The 19,616-nt window shown below is 68.6% G+C and carries 17 protein-coding genes; 11 read left to right on the forward strand and 6 right to left on the reverse strand.

Features of this window, described 5'->3' with window-relative positions:
• Window positions 1–16: 16 nt before the first annotated feature.
• Window positions 17–337 (reverse strand): hypothetical protein, encoded by a 321-nt coding sequence (locus M3C25_RS02570; RefSeq protein WP_259854912.1) that lies wholly within the window; start codon window positions 335–337, stop codon window positions 17–19.
• A gap of 280 nt (window positions 338–617) precedes the next feature.
• On the opposite strand from M3C25_RS02570, the gene M3C25_RS02575 reads away from it, so the two are divergent.
• From M3C25_RS02575 to M3C25_RS02585, 3 genes are read left to right on the forward strand one after another with little or no spacing between them, the layout of a single operon-like run.
• Window positions 618–3,578 (forward strand): FAD-binding and (Fe-S)-binding domain-containing protein, encoded by a 2,961-nt coding sequence (locus M3C25_RS02575; RefSeq protein ID WP_259854913.1) that lies wholly within the window; start codon window positions 618–620, stop codon window positions 3,576–3,578.
• Between the two features lie 18 nt (window positions 3,579–3,596).
• Entirely contained in the window at window positions 3,597–3,818 is a 222-nt protein-coding gene (locus M3C25_RS02580) for a hypothetical protein (protein WP_259854914.1), read from the forward strand.
• 58 nt (window positions 3,819–3,876) lie between these two features.
• Window positions 3,877–4,098 carry a hypothetical protein gene (locus tag M3C25_RS02585; protein WP_102162310.1) on the forward strand — a complete coding sequence of 74 codons (222 nt, stop codon included), beginning with the start codon at window positions 3,877–3,879 and terminating at the stop codon, window positions 4,096–4,098.
• An 18-nt stretch (window positions 4,099–4,116) separates the two neighbouring features.
• On the opposite strand, the gene M3C25_RS02590 is transcribed toward M3C25_RS02585, so the two are convergent.
• Window positions 4,117–4,506, reverse strand: a complete 390-nt coding sequence (locus M3C25_RS02590; RefSeq protein WP_102162309.1) for a universal stress protein — start codon at window positions 4,504–4,506, stop codon at window positions 4,117–4,119.
• A gap of 288 nt (window positions 4,507–4,794) precedes the next feature.
• On the opposite strand from M3C25_RS02590, the gene M3C25_RS02595 reads away from it, so the two are divergent.
• From M3C25_RS02595 to M3C25_RS02615, 5 genes are all read left to right on the forward strand, one after another.
• On the forward strand, window positions 4,795–5,628 hold the full coding sequence (locus tag M3C25_RS02595; RefSeq protein ID WP_165884326.1) for a carbon-nitrogen hydrolase family protein: 834 nt from the start codon (window positions 4,795–4,797) through the stop codon (window positions 5,626–5,628).
• 87 nt (window positions 5,629–5,715) lie between these two features.
• Window positions 5,716–6,645: an ABC transporter ATP-binding protein gene (locus M3C25_RS02600; RefSeq protein ID WP_311200482.1), complete on the forward strand. Its 930-nt coding sequence runs from the start codon at window positions 5,716–5,718 to the stop codon at window positions 6,643–6,645.
• Window positions 6,646–6,841: 196 nt separating this feature from the next.
• Complete coding sequence (locus M3C25_RS02605; protein WP_259854920.1) at window positions 6,842–7,819, forward strand: ABC transporter substrate-binding protein; 978 nt, start codon at window positions 6,842–6,844, stop codon at window positions 7,817–7,819.
• A gap of 59 nt (window positions 7,820–7,878) precedes the next feature.
• Complete coding sequence (locus M3C25_RS02610; protein ID WP_259854922.1) at window positions 7,879–10,053, forward strand: iron ABC transporter permease; 2,175 nt, start codon at window positions 7,879–7,881, stop codon at window positions 10,051–10,053.
• Complete coding sequence (locus M3C25_RS02615) at window positions 10,050–11,021, forward strand: siderophore-interacting protein (protein ID WP_170274696.1); 972 nt, start codon at window positions 10,050–10,052, stop codon at window positions 11,019–11,021. Before M3C25_RS02610 ends, M3C25_RS02615 begins: the two co-directional genes overlap by 4 nt.
• Before the next feature lie 153 nt (window positions 11,022–11,174).
• On the opposite strand, the gene aceB is transcribed toward M3C25_RS02615, so the two are convergent.
• Both aceB and aceA read right to left on the reverse strand, forming a co-directional pair.
• On the reverse strand, window positions 11,175–12,812 hold the full coding sequence (aceB, locus tag M3C25_RS02620) for a malate synthase A (protein WP_170274695.1): 1,638 nt from the start codon (window positions 12,810–12,812) through the stop codon (window positions 11,175–11,177).
• 151 nt (window positions 12,813–12,963) lie between these two features.
• Window positions 12,964–14,253, reverse strand: a complete 1,290-nt coding sequence (gene aceA / locus M3C25_RS02625; protein WP_102162304.1) for an isocitrate lyase — start codon at window positions 14,251–14,253, stop codon at window positions 12,964–12,966.
• Between the two features lie 224 nt (window positions 14,254–14,477).
• On the opposite strand from aceA, the gene M3C25_RS02630 reads away from it, so the two are divergent.
• The 3 genes from M3C25_RS02630 (at window position 14,478) to M3C25_RS02640 (ending at window position 17,596) form a co-directional block, all read left to right on the forward strand.
• Window positions 14,478–15,989, forward strand: a complete 1,512-nt coding sequence (locus M3C25_RS02630; RefSeq protein ID WP_259854925.1) for a helix-turn-helix transcriptional regulator — start codon at window positions 14,478–14,480, stop codon at window positions 15,987–15,989.
• Window positions 15,990–16,055: 66 nt separating this feature from the next.
• Window positions 16,056–16,691 (forward strand): class I SAM-dependent methyltransferase, encoded by a 636-nt coding sequence (locus tag M3C25_RS02635; RefSeq protein WP_165884321.1) that lies wholly within the window; start codon window positions 16,056–16,058, stop codon window positions 16,689–16,691.
• 260 nt (window positions 16,692–16,951) lie between these two features.
• Window positions 16,952–17,596, forward strand: coding sequence for a DUF4333 domain-containing protein (locus M3C25_RS02640; protein ID WP_259854926.1), 645 nt, complete (start codon window positions 16,952–16,954; stop codon window positions 17,594–17,596).
• 21 nt (window positions 17,597–17,617) lie between these two features.
• On the opposite strand, the gene M3C25_RS02645 is transcribed toward M3C25_RS02640, so the two are convergent.
• Together M3C25_RS02645 and lhgD are read right to left on the reverse strand one after the other, a co-directional pair.
• The gene (locus M3C25_RS02645) at window positions 17,618–17,947 is read right to left on the reverse strand and encodes a transposase (RefSeq protein WP_170274693.1); all 330 of its coding nucleotides are present in this window, start codon (window positions 17,945–17,947) and stop codon (window positions 17,618–17,620) included.
• A 112-nt stretch (window positions 17,948–18,059) separates the two neighbouring features.
• Window positions 18,060–19,292 carry an L-2-hydroxyglutarate dehydrogenase gene (gene lhgD / locus M3C25_RS02650; protein WP_259854928.1) on the reverse strand — a complete coding sequence of 411 codons (1,233 nt, stop codon included), beginning with the start codon at window positions 19,290–19,292 and terminating at the stop codon, window positions 18,060–18,062.
• Window positions 19,293–19,616 lie beyond the last annotated feature (324 nt).

Raw genomic sequence — 19,616 nt, forward strand, 5'->3', positions numbered from 1 at the left:
CCTCCACCGTAGCGCCTCACAGCAGAGTGGGACCGTTGAGGTTGTCCTTGTCGTCCTCCACTTTGGGGCTGGCGACGGCTGCGATGTCGCCGGCAGAGGAGAGGCTGGAGGGATGTTCGGCCTGGCGGGGCGAGTGCCGGCGGATGATCTCCTGGACTGCCTGGGATAAGGTGCCGGCCGCCTCAGCGATCGCCGCGTAGGTGACGCCCTCTTCCCGGGCTCTGAGGATCGCCGATACGTAGTTGGAATTCACGCGTTGGCGCTGCTTCGCAATCCGGCGTACCGCCTGAACGACGGCCTTCTGTTCGGCTGTCAGTGCCCGGGGTCGGCGTGCCATGCTTCTAAATCTACCCACTTCAGTGCTGCATCATCGACCGCCAGCTGCCCGTCGGGGAGCAGAGCCCGGCCTGCGGGAGGGAACCCGCGCGTGTTGCTGTTCGTCCGCCCGGCTGCGGCCCGAGGCGACATCGGAACAGTCTGAGACACAAAGTATAGCCAGACTGGGAGGTCGGTGCCACTCAGCCAGACGGGACGTTCGGTGCCCCCGGAATCGACAGCAGACGCATCCATCATGCAGATTCCAAGCCGGGCCCGCTGCCGCCTGGCACAATGAGGCCATGGACGCCGACGCACCTGCCGCTGCACTCCCCCGCGAGACCACTGATTCCGAGGCGTCTGCCGCGCGCGTGAACGAGGTCGGCGCCGCCCTGCGCGCGGCGGGCATCGCCGATGTGCGCACCGCGGCCGTCGAACGGGCCGCGTACTCCTCTGATGGTTCGCTCTTCCGTGTGGTTCCGGCTGCTGTGGTCTTCCCGCGCACCGCCGCCGAGGTGGGTCGGACGCTGAGTGTCGCACGGCGACTCGGGGTGCCGGTCACCTCGCGTGGGGCCGGGACGACGCTGGCGGGCAACGCGATCGGGCCGGGCATCGTACTGGACTTCTCTGTGCACATGAACCGAATCTTGGGCATCGATGCCCAGGAGCGCTCTGCCTGGGTGGAGCCAGGGGTGGTGCATGCCCAGCTGCAGGCGGCGGTCAAGCCCTACGGGCTGCGGTTCGGCCCGGATCCCTCGACGCATTCGCGGTGCACGATCGGTGGGATGATCGGCAACAACGCCTGCGGGCCGCGGGCGATGGGCTATGGGCGCACCGTCGACAACATCCTTGCGCTGCGTGTCATGCTCATCGATGGTTCGGTCGTCACGCTCACCGGTGATGACGGGGATGTCTTCCCGCGCCTGCGCCAGCTGGTGAATAACCACCTCGGGCTCATCCGCACGCAGCTGGGCACCTTCTCCCGGCAGGTCTCCGGGTATGGGCTCGAGCACCTGCTGCCGGAGAACGGCTGTGATGCCCGGCGGGCCTTCGCCGGTTCCGAGGGCACCTGGGGTGTGGTGCTGGCTGCGAAGATGCAGCTGGTGGCCGATCCGGCGCATGTCACTGCTGTGGTGCTCGGGTACGTGGATATGCCCACGGCTGCTGATGATGTGCCGGTGCTCTCGCAGTTCCCGGTCACCGCCTGTGAGGGGATGGACCGGCGGATGGTCGACCGGCTCATCGAGGAGAAGGGCCCGGATGCCGTCCCGCCGATGCCTGCCGGTGGCGGCTGGATGCTCGTCGAGCTCGCCGGTGACGATCCCGCAGCACTGGAGCGGCAGGCTGCTGAGCTCATCAATGCCTCCCATGCCGATGATGCGATGGTGCTGCCCGGGGAGGAGTCCGGGCCGATCTGGAAGATCCGCGCTGATGGCGCCGGCCTGGTCTCGCGCACTCCGGATGGGCGGGACTGCCATGCCGGGTGGGAGGACTCCGCGGTCCCACCGGAGAAGCTGGGTGACTATCTGCGCGATCTCATGAGCCTGCTTGAGGAGCACGGCCTGTGGGCGCTGCCCTATGGGCACTTCGGTGATGGCTGCCTGCACATGCGCGTGGACTTCCCGCTTGATGCCGACGGTGGGCGGCAAGTGATGCGCGACTTCATGTTCGCTGCCGCCGAGCTCGTGGCCGCCTATGGCGGTTCGGTCTCCGGTGAGCACGGTGACGGCCGCGCCCGCGGTGAGCTGCTGGCGAGCATGTACTCCCCCGAGGCGATCGCGCTCTTCGCCGCCGTCAAGCATCTCTTCGACCCGCGCGGGCTGTTGAATCCCGGCATCATCGTCGATCCCGATCCGCTCGATGAGCGCATCCGCTTGGCCACCGTCCGGCCCGGGGACATGCCGCCGGCCCGCCGGGAGCTCGGCTTCTCCTTCGCCTCGGACAAAGGCGACTTCGCCACTGCCGTCCACCGCTGCACCGGGGTGGGCAAATGCCGGGCCGATGCCGCCGCCTCGGGAGCGGTCATGTGCCCGTCGTATCAGGCGACGAAGGACGAGAAGCACTCGACCCGTGGACGCGCCCGCGTGCTGCAGGAGATGGTCGACGGGCGGCTCGTCGACGGCGGCTGGCAGTCCCCGGAGGTGCATGAGGCGCTCGACCTGTGCCTGTCGTGCAAGGCCTGCGGTTCGGAGTGCCCGACCGCCACCGATATGGCGACCTACAAGGCCGAGGTGCTGCATCAGAGCTATCGCGGCAGGCTCCGGCCGATGGATCACTATGTGCTCGGCTGGCTGCCGAAGCTCGCCCGCCTGGCCGCCCCGATCGCCGGCATCGCGAACCTGCCGCAGCGACTGCCGGCACTCGGCCGGTGGGCGAAGAAGGCCGCGAACATCGATGTGCGCCGGCAGATCCCGACGTTCACATCCCTGCCGTTCACCCGCTGGTTCGCCCAGCGTGCCGGGGTCGAGCGGGTGATGCCAGCGGTGGATCAGGGTGCCCCGCAGCGGGTGGTGCTGTTCGCCGATACGTGGTCGAACTTCTTCGCCCCGAGGGTGCTCGCTGCCGCCGTCGAGGTGCTGCGCCACGCAGGTGTCGACGTGCACGTCATCCCGAGCACCGAATGCTGCGGGCTGACGTGGATCTCCACCGGTCAGCTTGATACCGCCCGTGCCAGCCTCACGTCTGCCGTCGCTGCTCTCGATGCCACCGCACCCACCGCCTCGGGCACGGATGCAGGCGAGACCGGCGTGCCGATCATCGTCGTCGAACCCTCGTGTGCTGCCACCCTGCGTGAGGACGCCGAGCGGCTGCTCGGCACCGAGGCCGCCGCGCGGGTGGCCGGGCGGGTGCGCACGCTGGCGGAGTTCTTGCTCGATTCCGGCGCCGAGCTGCCCGACCTGACCGGGGTCTCGGCTGTGGTGCAGCCGCACTGCCACCACAGTGCGGTCATGGGATTCGCCGCCGACCGCGAGCTCATGACCCGGACCGGCATGGAAGTCCAGGTGCTCGGGGGCTGCTGCGGTCTGGCCGGGAACTTCGGAGTCACCGAAGGCCACTACGAAGTCTCCGAAGCCGTCGGCGAAGTCGCCCTGCTGCCAGCGGTGCGGACGGCCGAGCCGGAGACGGTGGTGCTGGCCGACGGTTATTCGTGCCGGACGCAGATCAGCGATCTGAGCGAGCGCAAGGGTGTGCACTTGGCTGAGCTGCTGGCCTCACGGCTGTCGCAGGACTGGCACACGCCGAGTGCCGCGGATCGGCACTGAGCTGGACACAATGGGAGCATGAGCTTCTATCCCCAGGGGCATGGTCCCTATCGTCGGCGGCGCGGCATGCACGGCTGCGGCTGTGCGATCGTCATGCTGGGGATCGCCTTCATCTTCGCGATCACGATTGCCGTCTTCGTGTTCATCACGGCGATGACGCACGACGGTTCCTCCGGAACCGGCCCAAGGACACCTGCGCCGTCGTCGACGGGCGACGACTGGCAGCCCAGCGGCGGGTGAGTCAGGTGGGTGCTGCGGCAGCTGAGCGCGCACGCCTGCGAGTGGGCACAATGGGGTCATGAGCTTCTATCCCTACGGCGGCTACACCCACGACCGGCGCCGCGGCAACCGCGGCTGCGGCTGCCTCATCGGTCTCGTCGCTGCCGTCGTAGCCCTCATCGTCCTCGGCGTCGCGATCGCGGTTGCCTTCTTCCTCATGAGCCCCGGCGCTGATTTCGATGACCCGTCGACGCCGGCGCCATCGTCGACAGGCAGCGACTGGCAGCCCAGCGGCGGCTGAGTCAGGTAGCGTGCTGGCTCAAGCCTTGACGGTCAGCACAGGGACATCGGCTTCGAGCAGGATGCGCTGGGCCTGCGAGCCGAGGATGAACTTGCCGATCGCGCTGCGCTTGCGCAGGCCGATGACGATGAGGTCGGCGTCTTCCTGTTCGGCCCATTCGTTGAGGGTCTGGACGAGATCGTCTTCGTGAGCAGGCTGTTCGACACGAGCGGTGACGCCGTGCTCAGAAGCCTGGGCGAGGATGCGCTCGGCGTCCTCCTGCTGGATCTGGGTGATGCTGTCCGTGGTTCCGCGCCGCGGCGAGTTGAGGACGACGACGTCAGTGTTGCGCAGCTTCGCTTCTGCGAACGCGGTTTCGAGGGCGGCCTCGCCTTCCGGCGCGGGCAGGTAACCGATGAGGATCGTCATAGCTTCAGTATATGCGTCGGGGCGCCTGCCCACAGGAACAGGCCGTCGGGTTCCCACGACCCGTGGCCCGAGAGGACTTCAACAGAGAGGTGACGTGCATACTCAGGTCTGCGAGCACAATCACCGGGCGACGTTCCTGTGCCGCCGACCGCCCAGCGGGCCCCACTGGAATCACCGGATTGTTCAGCCTAGCCTGGCAGTCATACATGCTCTGCTGAGCCCTGCACCGCATCCGCACCCAGGTCCACCGAACACATCCGCACCCAGATCCGCCGAAGAGGAGCCGCAATGAAGGTTGCCATCGCCCAGATCAACACCACACCGGACAAGGACGCCAACCTCGCGCTCATCGCCGAGAAGCTGCAGGATGCGGCAGCTCAGCACGTGCGGCTCGTCGTCTTCCCGGAGGCGACGATGGTGCCCTTCGGCGCGAACCTCGAAGCCAACGCCGAGGAGCTCGACGGGCCCTTCGCGCAGCGGCTGCGCGAGCTCACCGCCGAGGCCGGACTGGTGGCCGCGGTCGGCATGTTCCGGCCCGGCACCGGCGAACGCGTCATCAACACCCTCTTCCTCACCGGCGTCGACTCCACCGGGGCGCGAGTCGAGGCGCACTATGACAAGATCCACCTCTTCGACGCCTTCGGACACCGCGAATCCGATGATGTCACCCCGGGCGAGACACTCGCCGCGGTGGACATCGACGGCGTCACCGTCGGGCTGACGATCTGCTACGACATCCGCTTCCCAGCCCTCTTCACCGCCCTGGCGCGCTCCGGGGCCGAGGTGATCGTCTCCTCCGCGTCGTGGGGTGCTGGTGAGGGCAAAGTCGAGCAGTGGCAGCTGCTCGGGCGGGCGCGGGCGCTCGACTCGACGAGTTTCGTCCTCGCCTGCGATCAGGCGGATCCGCAGGTCACCGGCGTCGAGGTGCACCCGAAGGCTCCGACCGGCGTCGGCCACTCCTTCATCAGCGCACCGGATGGCAGCGTGCTCGCCGCCGCCGGGGAGGACACCGAGCTGCTCGTCGCCGAACTCGACACCGACTCCGTCGCTGAGATCCGGGCGCGGATCCCGGTGCTGGAGAACTCGCGTCTCGAAGCCGCTCACGAGGTCGCCCGCGCCTGAGCGCCGTCGGGGCGCAGTCGTCCGCAGGACGGGACAGCGCCTGAACAGCAGTTGACAGCCTTCGTTAGTAAGGCCTAACTTACTCATGTGAAACCATCTTCGACGCATTCCGGCCTGCACGGCACACAGCTGCGGATTGGCTACTCCCGCGGCGACGTCGTCACCGATGTCAGCCTCGAACTGCAGCCGGGCCGGGTCACCGCCCTCGTCGGACCCAACGGCTCGGGGAAGTCCACACTCATGCGCGGACTCGCCCGACTGCAGCCGTTGTCGGCTGGCAGCGTGACGTTCTCCGACGGCACCGATGCTGCCGCTCTTCCCTCCCGCCAGCTCGCCCGCCGGCTCACGATGCTTGCGCAGTCCCGGCCGGTCCCTCAGGGACTGCCGGTGCGCGCAGCCGTCGCCCTCGGCCGGCACCCGTACCAGGGCCGGATCCGCACCGGTGATCCGGATGGTGCCGCCGTCGTTGAGCGCGCCATGGCGCTCACCGGCGTCACCGCCGTCGCCGACTCCCCCGTCGACGAGCTCTCCGGCGGCCAGCTCCAGCGCGTGTGGCTCGCCTCCTGCCTGGCGCAGAACACCGAGGTGCTGCTCCTAGACGAACCGACCAACCACCTCGACCTGAAATATCAGGTCGAACTCCTCGAACTCCTCCACAGCCTCGCCCACGACCACGGCGTGTGCATCGGCGTGGTGCTTCACGATCTCAACCACGCCGCCGCCGTCGCCGACCGCATCGTCCTGCTCTCCGCCGGGCGCATCGCCGCCGCAGGCACTCCGGCCGAGGTGCTCGACGGTCAGGTGCTCAGCACCGTCTACGGCATCGACATCACCACCGACTACAGCCGCGCATCCGAGCGCATCGAGGTGCGTCCCCGCCCGCCCCGGCGCAGCGGCGCAGCCCGGCCCAGCGCCACGGATCTCGATCCTGGGCGGCCCTGCATCGCTGATCACAGCGCCGCTGCACACAGAGCTGCTGATCCGATCGCCGGCCCGTCCATCACCGCCTCAGCCTGAAACCGAAACGCCACCTGCGCCTGTGCCCTGGGCGGGGCATCGGCACACATACGGCCGCGCCAGGAAGCACCGCCTCGGCGCCGGCCCGCATGCCACCGGCGCTGCGACCTCGGCGCCGGAACCGGCACCCTCACTCCACGACCGCACCCACCTGCCGGCAGCTGCGCTGGCGGGAACCCTCATCAGAAAGAACAGCATGAAACTGCGCACACTCGGGCTTGCAGCCCTCATCAGCACCCTCGCCCTCACCGGCTGCGGCACGACCGACGCGCCGGCCGGCGATCCGACTGCCGCCACCGGCGACCCCGTCTCGATCACCGACGCCCGCGGCACCCCCGTCTTCCTCGACGCCCCCGCGCAGAAGGTCGTCACACTCGAATGGTCCGTCACCGAATACGCCGTGTCCCTCGGCGTCGACCCAGTCGGCGTGGCCGACCCGAAGGGGTACGGGGTGTGGTCCGCGCGCGTGCCGCTGTCAGGGGACCCGGTCGACGTCGGGATGCGCACCGAGCCGAGCATCGACGCGATCGCCGACCTCGCACCCGACCTCATCCTCGCCGACACCTCCTCGATCCCCGAGGAGGCGATGAAGCAGATGGAGCGCATCGCCCCCGTCGCCGTGTTCAACTCCGCGACTGCTGATGGCCTGTTCGACCTCGTCAAGAAGAACCAGCACGATGTCGCCACGCTGCTGGGCAAGGAAGCCGAGGCAGACGAGCTCGATGCGGATTTCGACGCCGCCCTGCAGAAGGCGAAGGAGAGTGTCGAGGAGGCCGGCAAGACCGGCGACCCGATGGTCTTCGCGTACCCGTACAACGAGGCGAACTCGATGACCTTCCGACTCCACGGCCCCGGATCGGCGTCCTCGGAGGTGGGCCGGGCGATCGGCCTGACCGATGCCTCGACAGAGCAGGGCGATGAAGCCTACGGACTGACGACGACCGATGTCGAGGGTCTGCGCACGCTGCCGGACGACACGCACTTCCTGTACTGGGTCGACGCAGACGAAGGCGACCCAATGGAGACCCTGAAGAAGAACGCGGTGTGGACCGGGCTGCCGTTCGTCACCGCAGACCGCGTCGCCCCAGCCGGGACGGGCATCTGGCTCTACGGCGGCACCACCTCGCTCGGAGCCTTCGCCGACGAGGTGGCCGGCATCGTCGCCGAGCAGTGACGCGGCGGGGAACCGAGGGCTGAAACGCAGAGCCGACACACGACAGGCATCACACGAACATGACGATTCGCACCACGACAGCAGGCCGGGCGGCCGCGCCGGCAGCAGGTCGGTCGGCCGCGCCGGCGGGGGCAGGGGCTGGAGCAGACGCCGGGGCTGCGGCTCGAGCGCCGCGGGCAGTCCGGTCGCGGCGCGCGCTGCGCCTCGGGCTGCTGACCACGCCGGTCGCGGTGCTGCTGGCGCTGCTGAGCCTGCTCCATCTCCTGCAGGGCACATCGGAGCTGAGTCCGGCCGAGGTGTGGCAGGCGCTCACCGGCACCCTCACCGGCTCCACGGCTGAGGCGAGCGCGGTCATCATCGATGCGCGGCTGCCGCGGCTGTTCGCCGGGCTGGCCGTTGGTGCCGCCCTCGGGCTCTCCGGCGGAATCCTGCAGTCGATCACCCGCAACTCCCTGGCCTCGCCCGATACCCTCGGAGTCAATGCCGGGGCCTACTTCGCTCTCACCGCCGTCGCTGCCTTCGGCGTCAGCCTGCCGTTCATCTCCAGCGCCGGAGTGGCGTTCGCCGGAGGGCTGCTCGCCGCAGGTCTCGTCATCGGCCTCTCCACCGGACCGCACAGCTCACCGATCCGGATGGTGCTGGCCGGCTCGGTCATCGCCCTGGGCCTTGCAGCCGTGACCTCGATGCTTCTGCTGTTCTTCCCCTGGCAGACACAGGGGCTCTTCGCCTGGGGGGCCGGCAGCCTCAGCCAGGCCGGCATCCAGGGGGTCACCACCCTGCTGCCGGTCCTGGCTTCCGCGACTACGGCGCTGCTGCTGTTCGGCCGACGCCTCGATGCGCTCCAGCTCGGCGACGACGCTGCGACCAGCCTGGGCGTGCGGGTGCGGGCTTGGCAGGCGGTGTTCCTCGTCATCGCCGTCGTGTGCACGGCGGTGGCGGTGACGATCGCCGGCCCGGTGGGCTTCGTCGGCCTGTGTGCTCCGGCTCTGACCCGCCTGCTCGTGGGATTCTTCCCCGGCCTGACCCGCCAGCGCAGCCTCATCGTCGTCTCCGCGCTGCTCGGTGCCTTCCTCGTCATCGCCGCCGATGTCCTCATGCGCGCACTGCTCGGCTCCCAGCAAGGTGTCTCGGTCCCCACCGGTGTCGTCACCTCGATCATCGGCGCGGTCTTCCTCGCCGCACTCGCCTGCACCGCCCGCTCCGGCTTCGACTCCGATTCCCTCGTCACGATGCGCGCCGGCACCGGATTCGGCCTGCGCCACCCCATCCTGCTCATCACCATCTGCACTGGCCTGCTGATGGCGGCGATCGCCGGCTCGGTGCTCGTCGGCGATGCGATGTTGCTCGGCGGCGATGTCGTCAACTGGCTGACCCACCAGGCCAGCGTGCGCATCGAGATCATCCTGGAGACCCGGGTGCCGCGTGTCTTCGCTGCCGTTCTCGGCGGGCTCAGCCTCGCACTGGCCGGTGCTATCCTGCAGGGCGTCACCCGCAATCCGCTCGCCGACCCCGGCGTGCTCGGCATCTCCGCCGCCGCAGCCACCGGGGCGGTCGCCGTCATCGTCATCACCGGGACCACCAGCTTCTGGGCGATCCTCTGCGCAGCACTCACCGGCGCCTCGGCAGTGGGTCTGGTGCTCTTCGGCATCTCAGCGCGCACCGGCCTCGACCATGCCCGCATGGTGCTCGCTGGAATCAGCATCTCCGCTGCCGCAACCGCACTCACCACCCTCATGCTCGTGCAAACCGATCCGTGGAATCAGACGAAGGCGATGACGTGGCTGGCCGGCTCGACCTACGGCGCCACCGCCGTCGAGTGCCTGCCGATGATCATCGCCATCGTCGTCACCGGCTCCGTGCTCGCCGCCGTCTCCCGCGACCTCGACCTCGTCCAGATGGACGACACCACCCCGCAGGTGCTCGGTGTGCACGTCGGACGCACCCGCAGCGTCCTCGTCGCCTGCGCCCTCGTCCTCGTCGCCGCGGCCACGATCGGCGTCGGCACGATCGCCTTCCTCGGCCTCGTCGCACCGCACGCCGCGCGCCTGCTCATCGGGCGCACCCACCGTTACCTGCTGCCGCTGGCCGGGCTGCTCGGCGCGCTGCTGCTCACCATCGCCGATGCCATCGGCCGGACCGTCATCGCCCCGTCGCAGATCCCGGCCGGCCTCATCACTGCTGTCATCGGCTGTCCCTACTTCATCTGGCTCCTATGGAGGATGCGCCGCTCATGACCACTGCCGACCGCTCCCAGAACCCCTACACGGCATTCCCTGCCGCACTCGTCGAACGCACCCAGCTCAGCCCGCACTTCACCCGGCTGACCTTCGCCGGCGATGCGCTCCGGGCCTTCGGCGGCACCCGCCTCGACCAGCGGATGAAGCTCGTTCTCGCCGATGACCGTCAGCGTGCCGCAGCACTGGCCGCGCCCGACTGGCTGACCTGGTGGCGTGAGCAGCCGGCGGAGGACCGCCCGCAGATACGCACCTATACGGTGCGGGCAGTCGACCAGGCCGCCGGCCGGGTCGTCGTCGACTTCGTCACCCACGGCACCTCCAGTCCCGCCAGCCGCTTCGCCCTCACCGCGGCGTTGGGGCAGGAGGTCATCCTCGTCGGCCCCGACGCGCGAGTGCCGGGCCATGACACGAGCGGCGTGGCCTATCGGCCCGGTGCTGCCGAGCAGATCGTCCTCATCGGCGATGAGACTGCCGTCCCGGCGATCGCCAACGCCTGCGAACAGCGCGACGGCAGTCCGGCTCGCCTGCGGGCCTTCATCGAGGTGCCCACCTCAGCCGACATCCTCGATCTCGACTGCCGGGCTGACGATGTCATCACCTGGCTGCCGCGCCTCGCAGAATCCGGCGCGCCGACAGCCGCGCGCGGGGAACAGCTGTGCGCAGCCGTCGCGGCTTGGGCCGCAGCACACTCCGCAGCCGGCGCCGAGGCGGGGGCTGGGCCGGATGCGGCGGCTGGGGATGCACGGATGGCGACTCCCGCCTCGGGAACGGGCGAGACCGAACCTGACAGCGGCGAGGCACTTCTGTGGGAGGAAGCCGAGGCTGCCGGCGCGCTGTATACGTGGGTAGCCGCCGACGCACCGACGGTCAAGCAGGTGCGGCGGATCCTGCTCAACGACCACAGCTTCGACAAGCGGCAGTGCTCGTTCATGGGCTATTGGAAGCCGGGAGTCTCCGGCAACTGAGCGGCCTGCCGCGCGCTGCGGGCACGCACCCTGCCGCGCGCTGCCGGCACGCACTCACCAGCTGCTGGACGCAGAACAGCTGCCGCACCGGCTCGCACGGTGCGGCAGCTGTTGTCTGCAGGGCCGGAGACATCCTCCGACGGTCGATCTCAGCTATGCGGCCAGCGCCCCGTACTCCCGGGCGTGGCGGTGGACGAGGAACTGCTTGTAGGCCGGTGTGGTGAAAAAGTCGGGCAGGTCGTCGTCCAGTGCGGTCTCGCGGAAGATCTGCACGGCGTCGCAGTAGTGGTCGGCCGGGTGACGGCGGATCGTTGCGAGCTCCTCGGCCATGATCCGCTCGACGAGCCGGCGGGTGACCGGGCGGCCGTCTTCGAGGATGACGCCGTGGTGGATCCAGTGCCAGATCTGCGAGCGGGAGATCTCAGCGGTCGCAGCATCCTCCATGAGGTTGTTCAGCGCTGCCGCCCCGGTGCCTGAGAGCCAGGCGTTGAGGTAGCCGAGCCCGACCCGGATGTTGGCGCGCACGCCGGCTTCGGTCGGCTGGGCATCGAGGCCCTCCATCGACAGCAGGTCGGCTGCGGTGGTCTCGACGTCGTCGCGCTGCCGGTCGAGCTGGTTGGGCTTGTCGCCGAGCACCGCGTCGAAGGACTCCCTGGCGATCGGGATGAGGTCGGGGTGCGCGACCCACGAGCCGTCGAATCCGTCAGCGGCCTCGCGGTCCTTGTCGGCTTTCACCTGGGCGAAGGCGTTCTCCGTGACCTCCGGTTGGCGGCGGTTGGGGATGAAAGCGCTCATTCCGCCGATCGCATGCGCCCCGCGCTTGTGGCAGACCTTGACGAGGTGTTCGGTGTAGGCGCGCATGAGCGGCACCGTCATCGACACCTGCGACCGGTCCGGCAGCACGAACTCGCGGTGGCTGCGGAAGTTCTTGATCATCGAGAAGATGTAGTCCCAGCGGCCGGCGTTGAGTCCGGCGCAGTGGTCGCGCAGCTCGTAGAGGATCTCCTCCATCTGGAAGGCAGCCGTGATCGTCTCGATGAGCACGGTCGCTCGGATCGTGCCGTGGCTGAGCCCGAGGTAGTCCTCAGCGAAGCTGAACACGTCGTCCCACAGCTTCGCCTCGCGGGCGGCCTCGAGCTTGGCGAGGTAGAAGTAGGGGCCGCGGCCGGCGTCGATGAGCGCCTGGGCGTTGTGGAAGAAGAACAGACCGAAGTCGACCAGTGAGGCCGATGCCGAGGTGTCGGTGCCGTGGTCGTCGACGTAGCGCAGGTGCTTCTCCGGCAGGTGCCAGCCGCGGGGTCGCACGACCATCGTCGGCGGAGCCGGATTGGTCACTTCGTAGTGCTTGCCCTTGGCCTCATCGGTGAATTCGAGGGTGCCGCGGACTGCCTGGCTGAGGTTGCCGATGCCGGTGACGATGTTGTCCCAGGTCGGGCTGGTGGCATCTTCGAGATCGGCCAGCCACACTTTGGCATCGGAGTTCAGTGCGTTGATCGCCATCGGTGCCGAGACCGGTCCGGTGATCTCGACGCGGCGGTCTTCGAGGCCAGGGGCGCCGCGGTGGCCGGCGACCTGCCAGCCGGGATCCTCACGGATCTCGCGGGTCTCGTCCTTGAAGTCCGGCAGCCGGCCGTGGTCGATCGCGGCCCGGCGCACATCGCGGGCGGCGAGGATCTCACGGCGGCGGGCGAAGAAGTTCGCGTGCAGCGCGGCGACGAAGTCGAGAGCCTCACGGGTCAGCACAGTTTCGTAGCCGCGCTGCATGGGGCCGGTGATCATCATGTGTGACATGGGAAATCTCTCCTAGGTCCGATCGACCCCGGCCCTGACGGAACCCCTAATAACGTCAGGGCCGAGGTCGAACGAGTGTGGGGTGCGCCGGCCGGGGTGGCCCGGCCGGCGGCGCGGCAGTTCTGGCGGGGTCAGAACCGTCTGATGGGCATCAGAACTGCGCGGCTTCGGTGGAGTCCTTCAGGGCGGTGGTCGAGGACTCCGGGTTGATGGCGGTGGAGACGAGGTCGAAGTAGCCGGTGCCCACCTCGCGCTGGTGCTTGGTGGCGGTGTAGCCGCGGTCCTCGCTGCCGAACTCGCGCTCCTGCAGCTCGACGTAGGCCTTCATCTGCTCGCGGGCGTAGCCGTGGGCCAGATCGAACATCGAGTAGTTCAGTGCGTGGAATCCGGCCAGGGTGATGAACTGGAACTTGTAGCCCATCGCACCGAGCTCGCGCTGGAACTTCGCGATCGTGTCCTCGTCGAGGTGTGCCTTCCAATTGAAGGACGGCGAGCAGTTGTAGGCCAGCATCTGGTCCGGGTACTCGCTCTTGATCGCCTCGGCGAAGCGCTTGGCGACCTCGAGGTCCGGGGTGGAGGTCTCCATCCACAGCAGGTCGGAGTACGGGGCGAAGGCCAGGCCGCGGTCGATGCAGGGCTCGATGCCGTTGGTGACCTTGTAGTAGCCCTCGGCCGAGCGCTCACCGGTGAGGTACTTCTGGTCGCGCTCGTCGATGTCGGTCGTCATGAGGGTGGCGGCCTCGGCATCGGTGCGGGCGATGATGAGACTCGGGACGTTCTCGACGTCGGCGGCCAGGCGGGCGGCATTGAGGGTGCGGATGTGCTGGGCGGTCGGCACGAGGACCTTGCCGCCGAGGTGGCCGCACTTCTTCTCGGAGCCGAGCTGGTCCTCGAAGTGCACGCCCGAGGCGCCGGCTGCGATCATGCCGCGCATGAGCTCGTAGACGTTGAGTGCACCGCCGAAGCCTGCCTCGGCATCGGCGACGATCGGGGCGAGCCAGTCCTCGACGCTGGAGATGCCTTCAGAGCGCTCGATCTGGTCGGCGCGCATGAGCGCGTTGTTGATGCGGCGCACGACGGCCGGCACCGAGTTTGCCGGGTAGATCGACTGGTCCGGGTAGGTCTGCGAGGCGAGGTTGGCGTCGGCGGCGACCTGCCAGCCGGAGAGGTAGATGGCCTTGAGGCCGGCCTTGACCTGCTGGACGGCCTGGTTGCCGGTCAGCGCACCGAGGGCATTGACGAAGTCCTCGCTGTGCAGCAGGTCCCACAGGCGCTCAGCACCGCGCCGGGCGAGCGTGTGCTCTTCGATGACCGAGCCGCGCAGCGTGACGACGTCCTCGGGGCTGTAGTCGCGGGCGATGCCCTGCCAGCGCGGGCTCGATGCCCATTCGCGGCGCAGCGCGTCGACGTCGTGCAGATTCTGCTGGTTGTCCTGTGCCATGGTGTCCTCCTGTTGCGAGCTGCGCCGGATCTTTGGCGCTGAGGTTCTCTGTCAGTCGTGGCCGCCGCCGAGGCGGTGGCCGGTTCTTCTGCTGTGTTCCCTAGTCTTGTGCCCCGCACCACATGATTTCCATCGAAAATGGATAGAAGATTTATCATTCTTCTGCTGGTTAGAAATTCTGGTCTTCTGCACGCTTTTTCGTGCCGTGTGTCACAATGAAGAGCATGAGCAACATCATCCAAACCGAGGCGAGGGCCGCCTCACGCACCCCAGCCACCGCCTGGGGCGCGGGCGGCTCCGGTGAGCACCAGGCCGGGGCCGACGCGCTGAGCATCGGGCAGAAGGTCCGGCACTACCGGCGGCGCAAGAAGCTCACGCTCGATGAGCTCGGCCGTCGGGTCGACCGCGCGGCCTCGCAGATCTCGACGATCGAGAACGGCAAGCGCGAGCCCTCGCTGTCGATGCTGTCCGCCCTGGCCAAGGCGCTCGACACGACGACCGATGCGCTGCTCGATCCGGAGCCGGTCGATGAGCGCAGCGCCCTGGAATTGGAGCTGGAGCGCGCGCAGTCCTCGCCGCTGTACACCTCCCTGCAGCTGCCGCAGGTGCGGGCGAAGTCGCTGCCGCAGGATGCCCTGGAAGCAATCGTCGGTCTGCAGAGGCAGCTGAGTCAGCTCGTGCGCCGGCGCGCGGCCACACCGGAGGAAGCGAGGCGGGCGAACAAGCGGCTGCGCGAGGACATGCGCGCCAGGAACAACTACTTCGCCGGTCTGGAGCAGACGGCGGCCGAGCTGCTCGACGTCATCGACTACGACGACGGGCCGCTGCGGCAGGCGCAGGCTGCCCGGCTGGCCGAGCACCTCGGCTTCAGCCTGCACTACGTCTCCGACCTGCCGAAGTCGACGCGGTCGGTGACGGATACGAAGAACAAGCGGCTGTACCTGTCGAACCAGGACCTCGCTGATCACGACCCGCGCTCCTATCTGCTCACCGCGCTCGCCTCGCATATCCTCGGCCACCAGCCCCCGCACGACTACGGCGAGTTCCTGTCCCAGCGGGTCGAGGCGAACTACCTATCGGCAGCACTGCTGCTGCCGGAGTCGGCCGCCGTGCCGTTCCTCACCGAGGCGAAGAAGAACCGCCGGATTTCTCTGGAGGAGCTGCGCGACTTCTTCGGCGTCAGCTATGAGACCGCCGCCCACCGGTTCACCAACCTCGCGACCGAGCACCTGAGCCTGCCCGTGCACTTCATGAAGGTCCACTCCTCGGGCACGATCCACAAGGCGTACTCGAACGACGGGCTGCCGTTCCCCACCGACCCGCTCGGGGCGATCGAGGGCCAGTACGGGTGCAAGCGGTTCACCTCCAGGCAGGTGTTCACGGTCTCCGACCGGTTCAGCCCGTACTTCCAGTACACCGACACCCCGAAAGGCACCTACTGGTGCACCGCCCGGGTGCTGCCGGGCGCCGGGGACTTCTCCGTCAGCCTCGGAGTGCCGTTCCAGCATGTGCGCTGGTTCGATGGCCGCGAGACGACGAAGCGCTCGCAGTCCCGCTGCCCGGACCCGAGCTGCTGCCGCCAGGCTCCAGATGAGCTGGAGGAGAAGTGGGCCGACGCCTCGTGGCCGTCGGCGCGCATGCACGCCTCACTTCTGGCCGCGCTGCCGCCGGGCGTGTTCCCCGGTGTCGATACGACTGAAGTCTACGAGTTCCTTGAGCGCCGGTCCGGCGACTGAGAGTGATGACAACCGGCTGAGAGAACGGCTGATACCCGTCAGGGTATCGAGCGATAGAATCGGGGGATGGACCGAGACAACCGCAGCATGTGGAATGAACGATGGGCCGATCACGACTCCGATGTCGACGGCACCGACCCCAACCCCGAGGTTGAGGAGGCGATCGCCGGGCTGTTCCCCGATGCCTCGGCTCGCCCCGGTGGCGAGGAGCGCGGCAACGCGCTTGCCACCCTCAAGGCGATCGACCTCGGCAGCGGCGCCGGACGCAACACCGCGCCGCTGGCCCGGGCTGGCCTGCAGACGACCGCGATCGACTTCGCACCCTCAGCGATCGCCCGGCTGTGCGAGCGGGCGGAGTCCGAGGGCTGGGATGAGTCGCTCATCGGCATCACCGCGGACCTGGTGCCGTGGATGGAGACGACCGCTGAGCGTTACGACCTCGTCGTCGCCGGCTATCTGCACGGCATCGACACGGCGATCACACGCGCGGCCCGACTGCTGGCACCCGGCGGGCAGCTGCTGTGGATCCTGCACGCACCGGAGTCCCCGCACGGTCCGCCGCCTGCCGTGGCGCGACCGAGCGCCGAGGAGATCCTCGCCGAGGCCTCGGCGGTGGAATTCCTCACTGCGGTGCAGGTCGACACAGTGGTGCGCGACGAGCAGTTCACCGACCTGATCCTCACCGCCACCCGCCGCGACTGACCGGGCGTGAGTGCAGCCGGTCCGAGCCAACGAGGCGCGAGCCGGCTGCACGCGGTTCGGGCCGGCTGCTCGCGGTTCGGTCGACGGCAGGTTCTGCTTGATCAGACCGCCAGTGGGCGGGATGTCACGAGCCTGACACACGGAACACGTGACGGGCACACAGGCGACGCAGGCAGCACCTGAGGTCTTCATACGGTGGAGGCAGTTGAAGAAATGAGTGGAGGTCCCCAGTGATCTCCCACCACCGTGAGGAGACGACCATGCGTAAGTCCATCATCACCAAGACCGCCACCGTCATCGCCGGCGGAGCCGCCGCCCTGAGCCTGTCGGCCTGCGGCTTCCAGATCAGCTTCGGCAACACCCATGGTCAGCAGCAGGAAGAGCAGACCCGCGACCGCAACCCCGAGGACCAGCAGCAGAACGACGAGAACCAGGACAGCAGCCTGGACCAGCAGAACCAGCAGGGCACCGACTCCGGCACCGACCAGAACACCGGCTCGGGATCGGGCTCCGGCAGCGGTTCTGGCTCCGGCTCGGGCTCGGGCAGCGGATCGGGCTCTGGTTCCGATGCAGGCAGCGGAGCCGGCTCGGGCACCGGATCAGGCACCGGCACGGGCACGAACACCAACTCGGATTCCAGCAGCGGTTCGACCGCTGCCGACGGCACCCCGGTCATCAAGGACTACCAGCTGGAGAAGTCGATCAAGGAGCAGGCTGAGCAGCAGTCGGGCATCAGCGGCATCACCGTCGACTGCAACGACCTGCGTGCCGACTACGTCGGCGCAACGACCAGCTGCACGATGGACGTCCCCGGTGACAAGAAGTACTTCCCGCTGGCCAAGGTCACCAGCATCGACGGAAACTACGTCAAGTACGAACTGAAGTTCCCCGGCGTCGACTTCTGATCACGCCGAGAGCAGGGCAACTCAGCGCTTCCGCAGCCGGTAGGCATCTGCCGGGCGGGAGCGCTGCTGCGTCTCCAGCTGCCGGCGCAGCTCGGCGTTCTCGGCCCTGAGCTGCTCGCTCTCAGCGCGCAGCGCGGCCAGCTCCTCGCGCATCGCATCCGATGCCGCACCACGGGCAGCCTCGGCAGAACCGGCAGCCGTGCGCTCGGCAGCTGCCACCCAGCCGCGCAGTGTGCGCGGATTGACATCCAGATCCCGGGCGATTTCGGCGACCGGCCGGGCAGACGACTGCACCTGCCGGACCGCATCGGCCTTAAACTCAGCCGGGTAGTTCTGTCGGGTGCCTGCCATCACGGTGCTCCTGGGATCGGGGGTGCGGATCTCCCCAGCTTAACCACCGGCCTCGGCCGGCCGGTCAACTGCCGCACAGGCGCACCTCCCCGAGCTTCGGCACTGACCGGGCTCAGCGCAGTTCGGCGACTGCCTGGTCGACGATGTGCTCGGCGATCGCCAGCGAACTCGTCGCTCCCGGCGAGGGGGCATTGCGCACCTGGGTGAGCCGGCCGCGGGTGGTGATGACGAAGTCGTCGACGAGGTTACCCTGGGCGTCCATCGCCTGGGCGCGCACGCCGCGCGGGCCCTTGCGCACCGTCATCGGGTCGATGTCGGGCACGAACTTGCGGGCCTCCTCGATGAAGGCCTTGGGGCTGAGCGCGGTGCGCACCTCGCGGGCGGCCGCCCCGATGTTCTGCGAGGCGAACTTCCAGAACCCCTTGAAGCCCAGCGTCGAGCCGATGTCGGACAGGTCGAACCCGCCCTTCGAATATGCCTCACGGCCCATCGACAGGAAGGCGTTGGGCCCGAGCATGAGCGCCCCGTCGACCCGCCGGGTCAGGTGCACGCCGAGGAACGGGTACTTCGGATCCGGGACCGGATAGATCAGCCCGCGCACCACCTCGGCGGCGGGACGATCGATGATGAAGTAGTCGCCGTAGAAGGGCACGATCTTCGGCACCGGATCGAGGCCGGAATTCACCGCCAGCCGGTCCGACTGCAGGCCGGCGCACGTGACGACGAGGTCGAAGGACCCGGCGTCCTCGGTCACCATCGACTCGCTCGCCCCGGGCATCGCCAGGCGGATCCGGACCTCGCTGCCGAGCGTGTCGAGCTGAGCGACCTCGGAATTGAAGCGCAGCTGCCCGCCGGCGGCCTCGACATCGGCGCCGAGCGCCTCGGTCAGCGCAGCGAAGTCGACGATCGCGGTGTGCGGCGAGTGCAGCGCGAGCACTCCGCGCACATTCGGTTCGACCTCGCGCATCTCATGCCGGTCGAGCAGCTTGACGTGCGGGACCCCGTTGGCGGTGGCGCGCTCGTGGATCTTCTCGAGCCGCTCGACCTCCATCGTGTCGTGGGCGACGACGAGCTTGCCGCACTCCTGGTAGGGGATGCCGCGCTCGTGGACGTAGCGCACGAGCTTCTCGACCCCGGCCCGGCACAGCTTCGCTTTGAGGCTGCCGGGCTCGTAGTACAGGCCGGCGTGGACGACACCGGAGTTGTGGCCGGTCTGATGAGCGGCCAGATGCGGTTCCTTCTCAAAGAGGGTGACAGTGGCGTCGTCGAAGCGGTGGGCGAGCTCGCGGGCGACGGCCGTGCCGATGATGCCGCCGCCGACCACGGCGATGCGTGAGATCTTCATGACGTCATCATGTCACCCGCCCCGCTCCCCTGCCAGGGTCATCCCAGCCCTCCACGACCGCGTGCGCGCACCGCGGATTCGCCCGCTCCCGAGGCGGCGGTCGCCGTCGTGGGGGAGGTGGCGAGTGTGGATGCGCCGGGCTGGGGGTGTGGATGCGGGCGTCTGCGGGTGTGGATGGAAAGGCTGATTCGCGGCCCGAAGTCGAGCCTGCGGCGACTCGGGGACGGCGCTCCGCCCTCACACGGCGAGCCAGCGGCCCTCCCCTGCGATTCGCTCACCTGCGGTGATGAGATCGACTCGAGTGCACTGCTCTTGCGCCACCGC

Source organism: Brevibacterium luteolum, assembly GCF_025147615.1.
In the GTDB taxonomy this organism is placed as follows: domain Bacteria; phylum Actinomycetota; class Actinomycetes; order Actinomycetales; family Brevibacteriaceae; genus Brevibacterium; species Brevibacterium luteolum.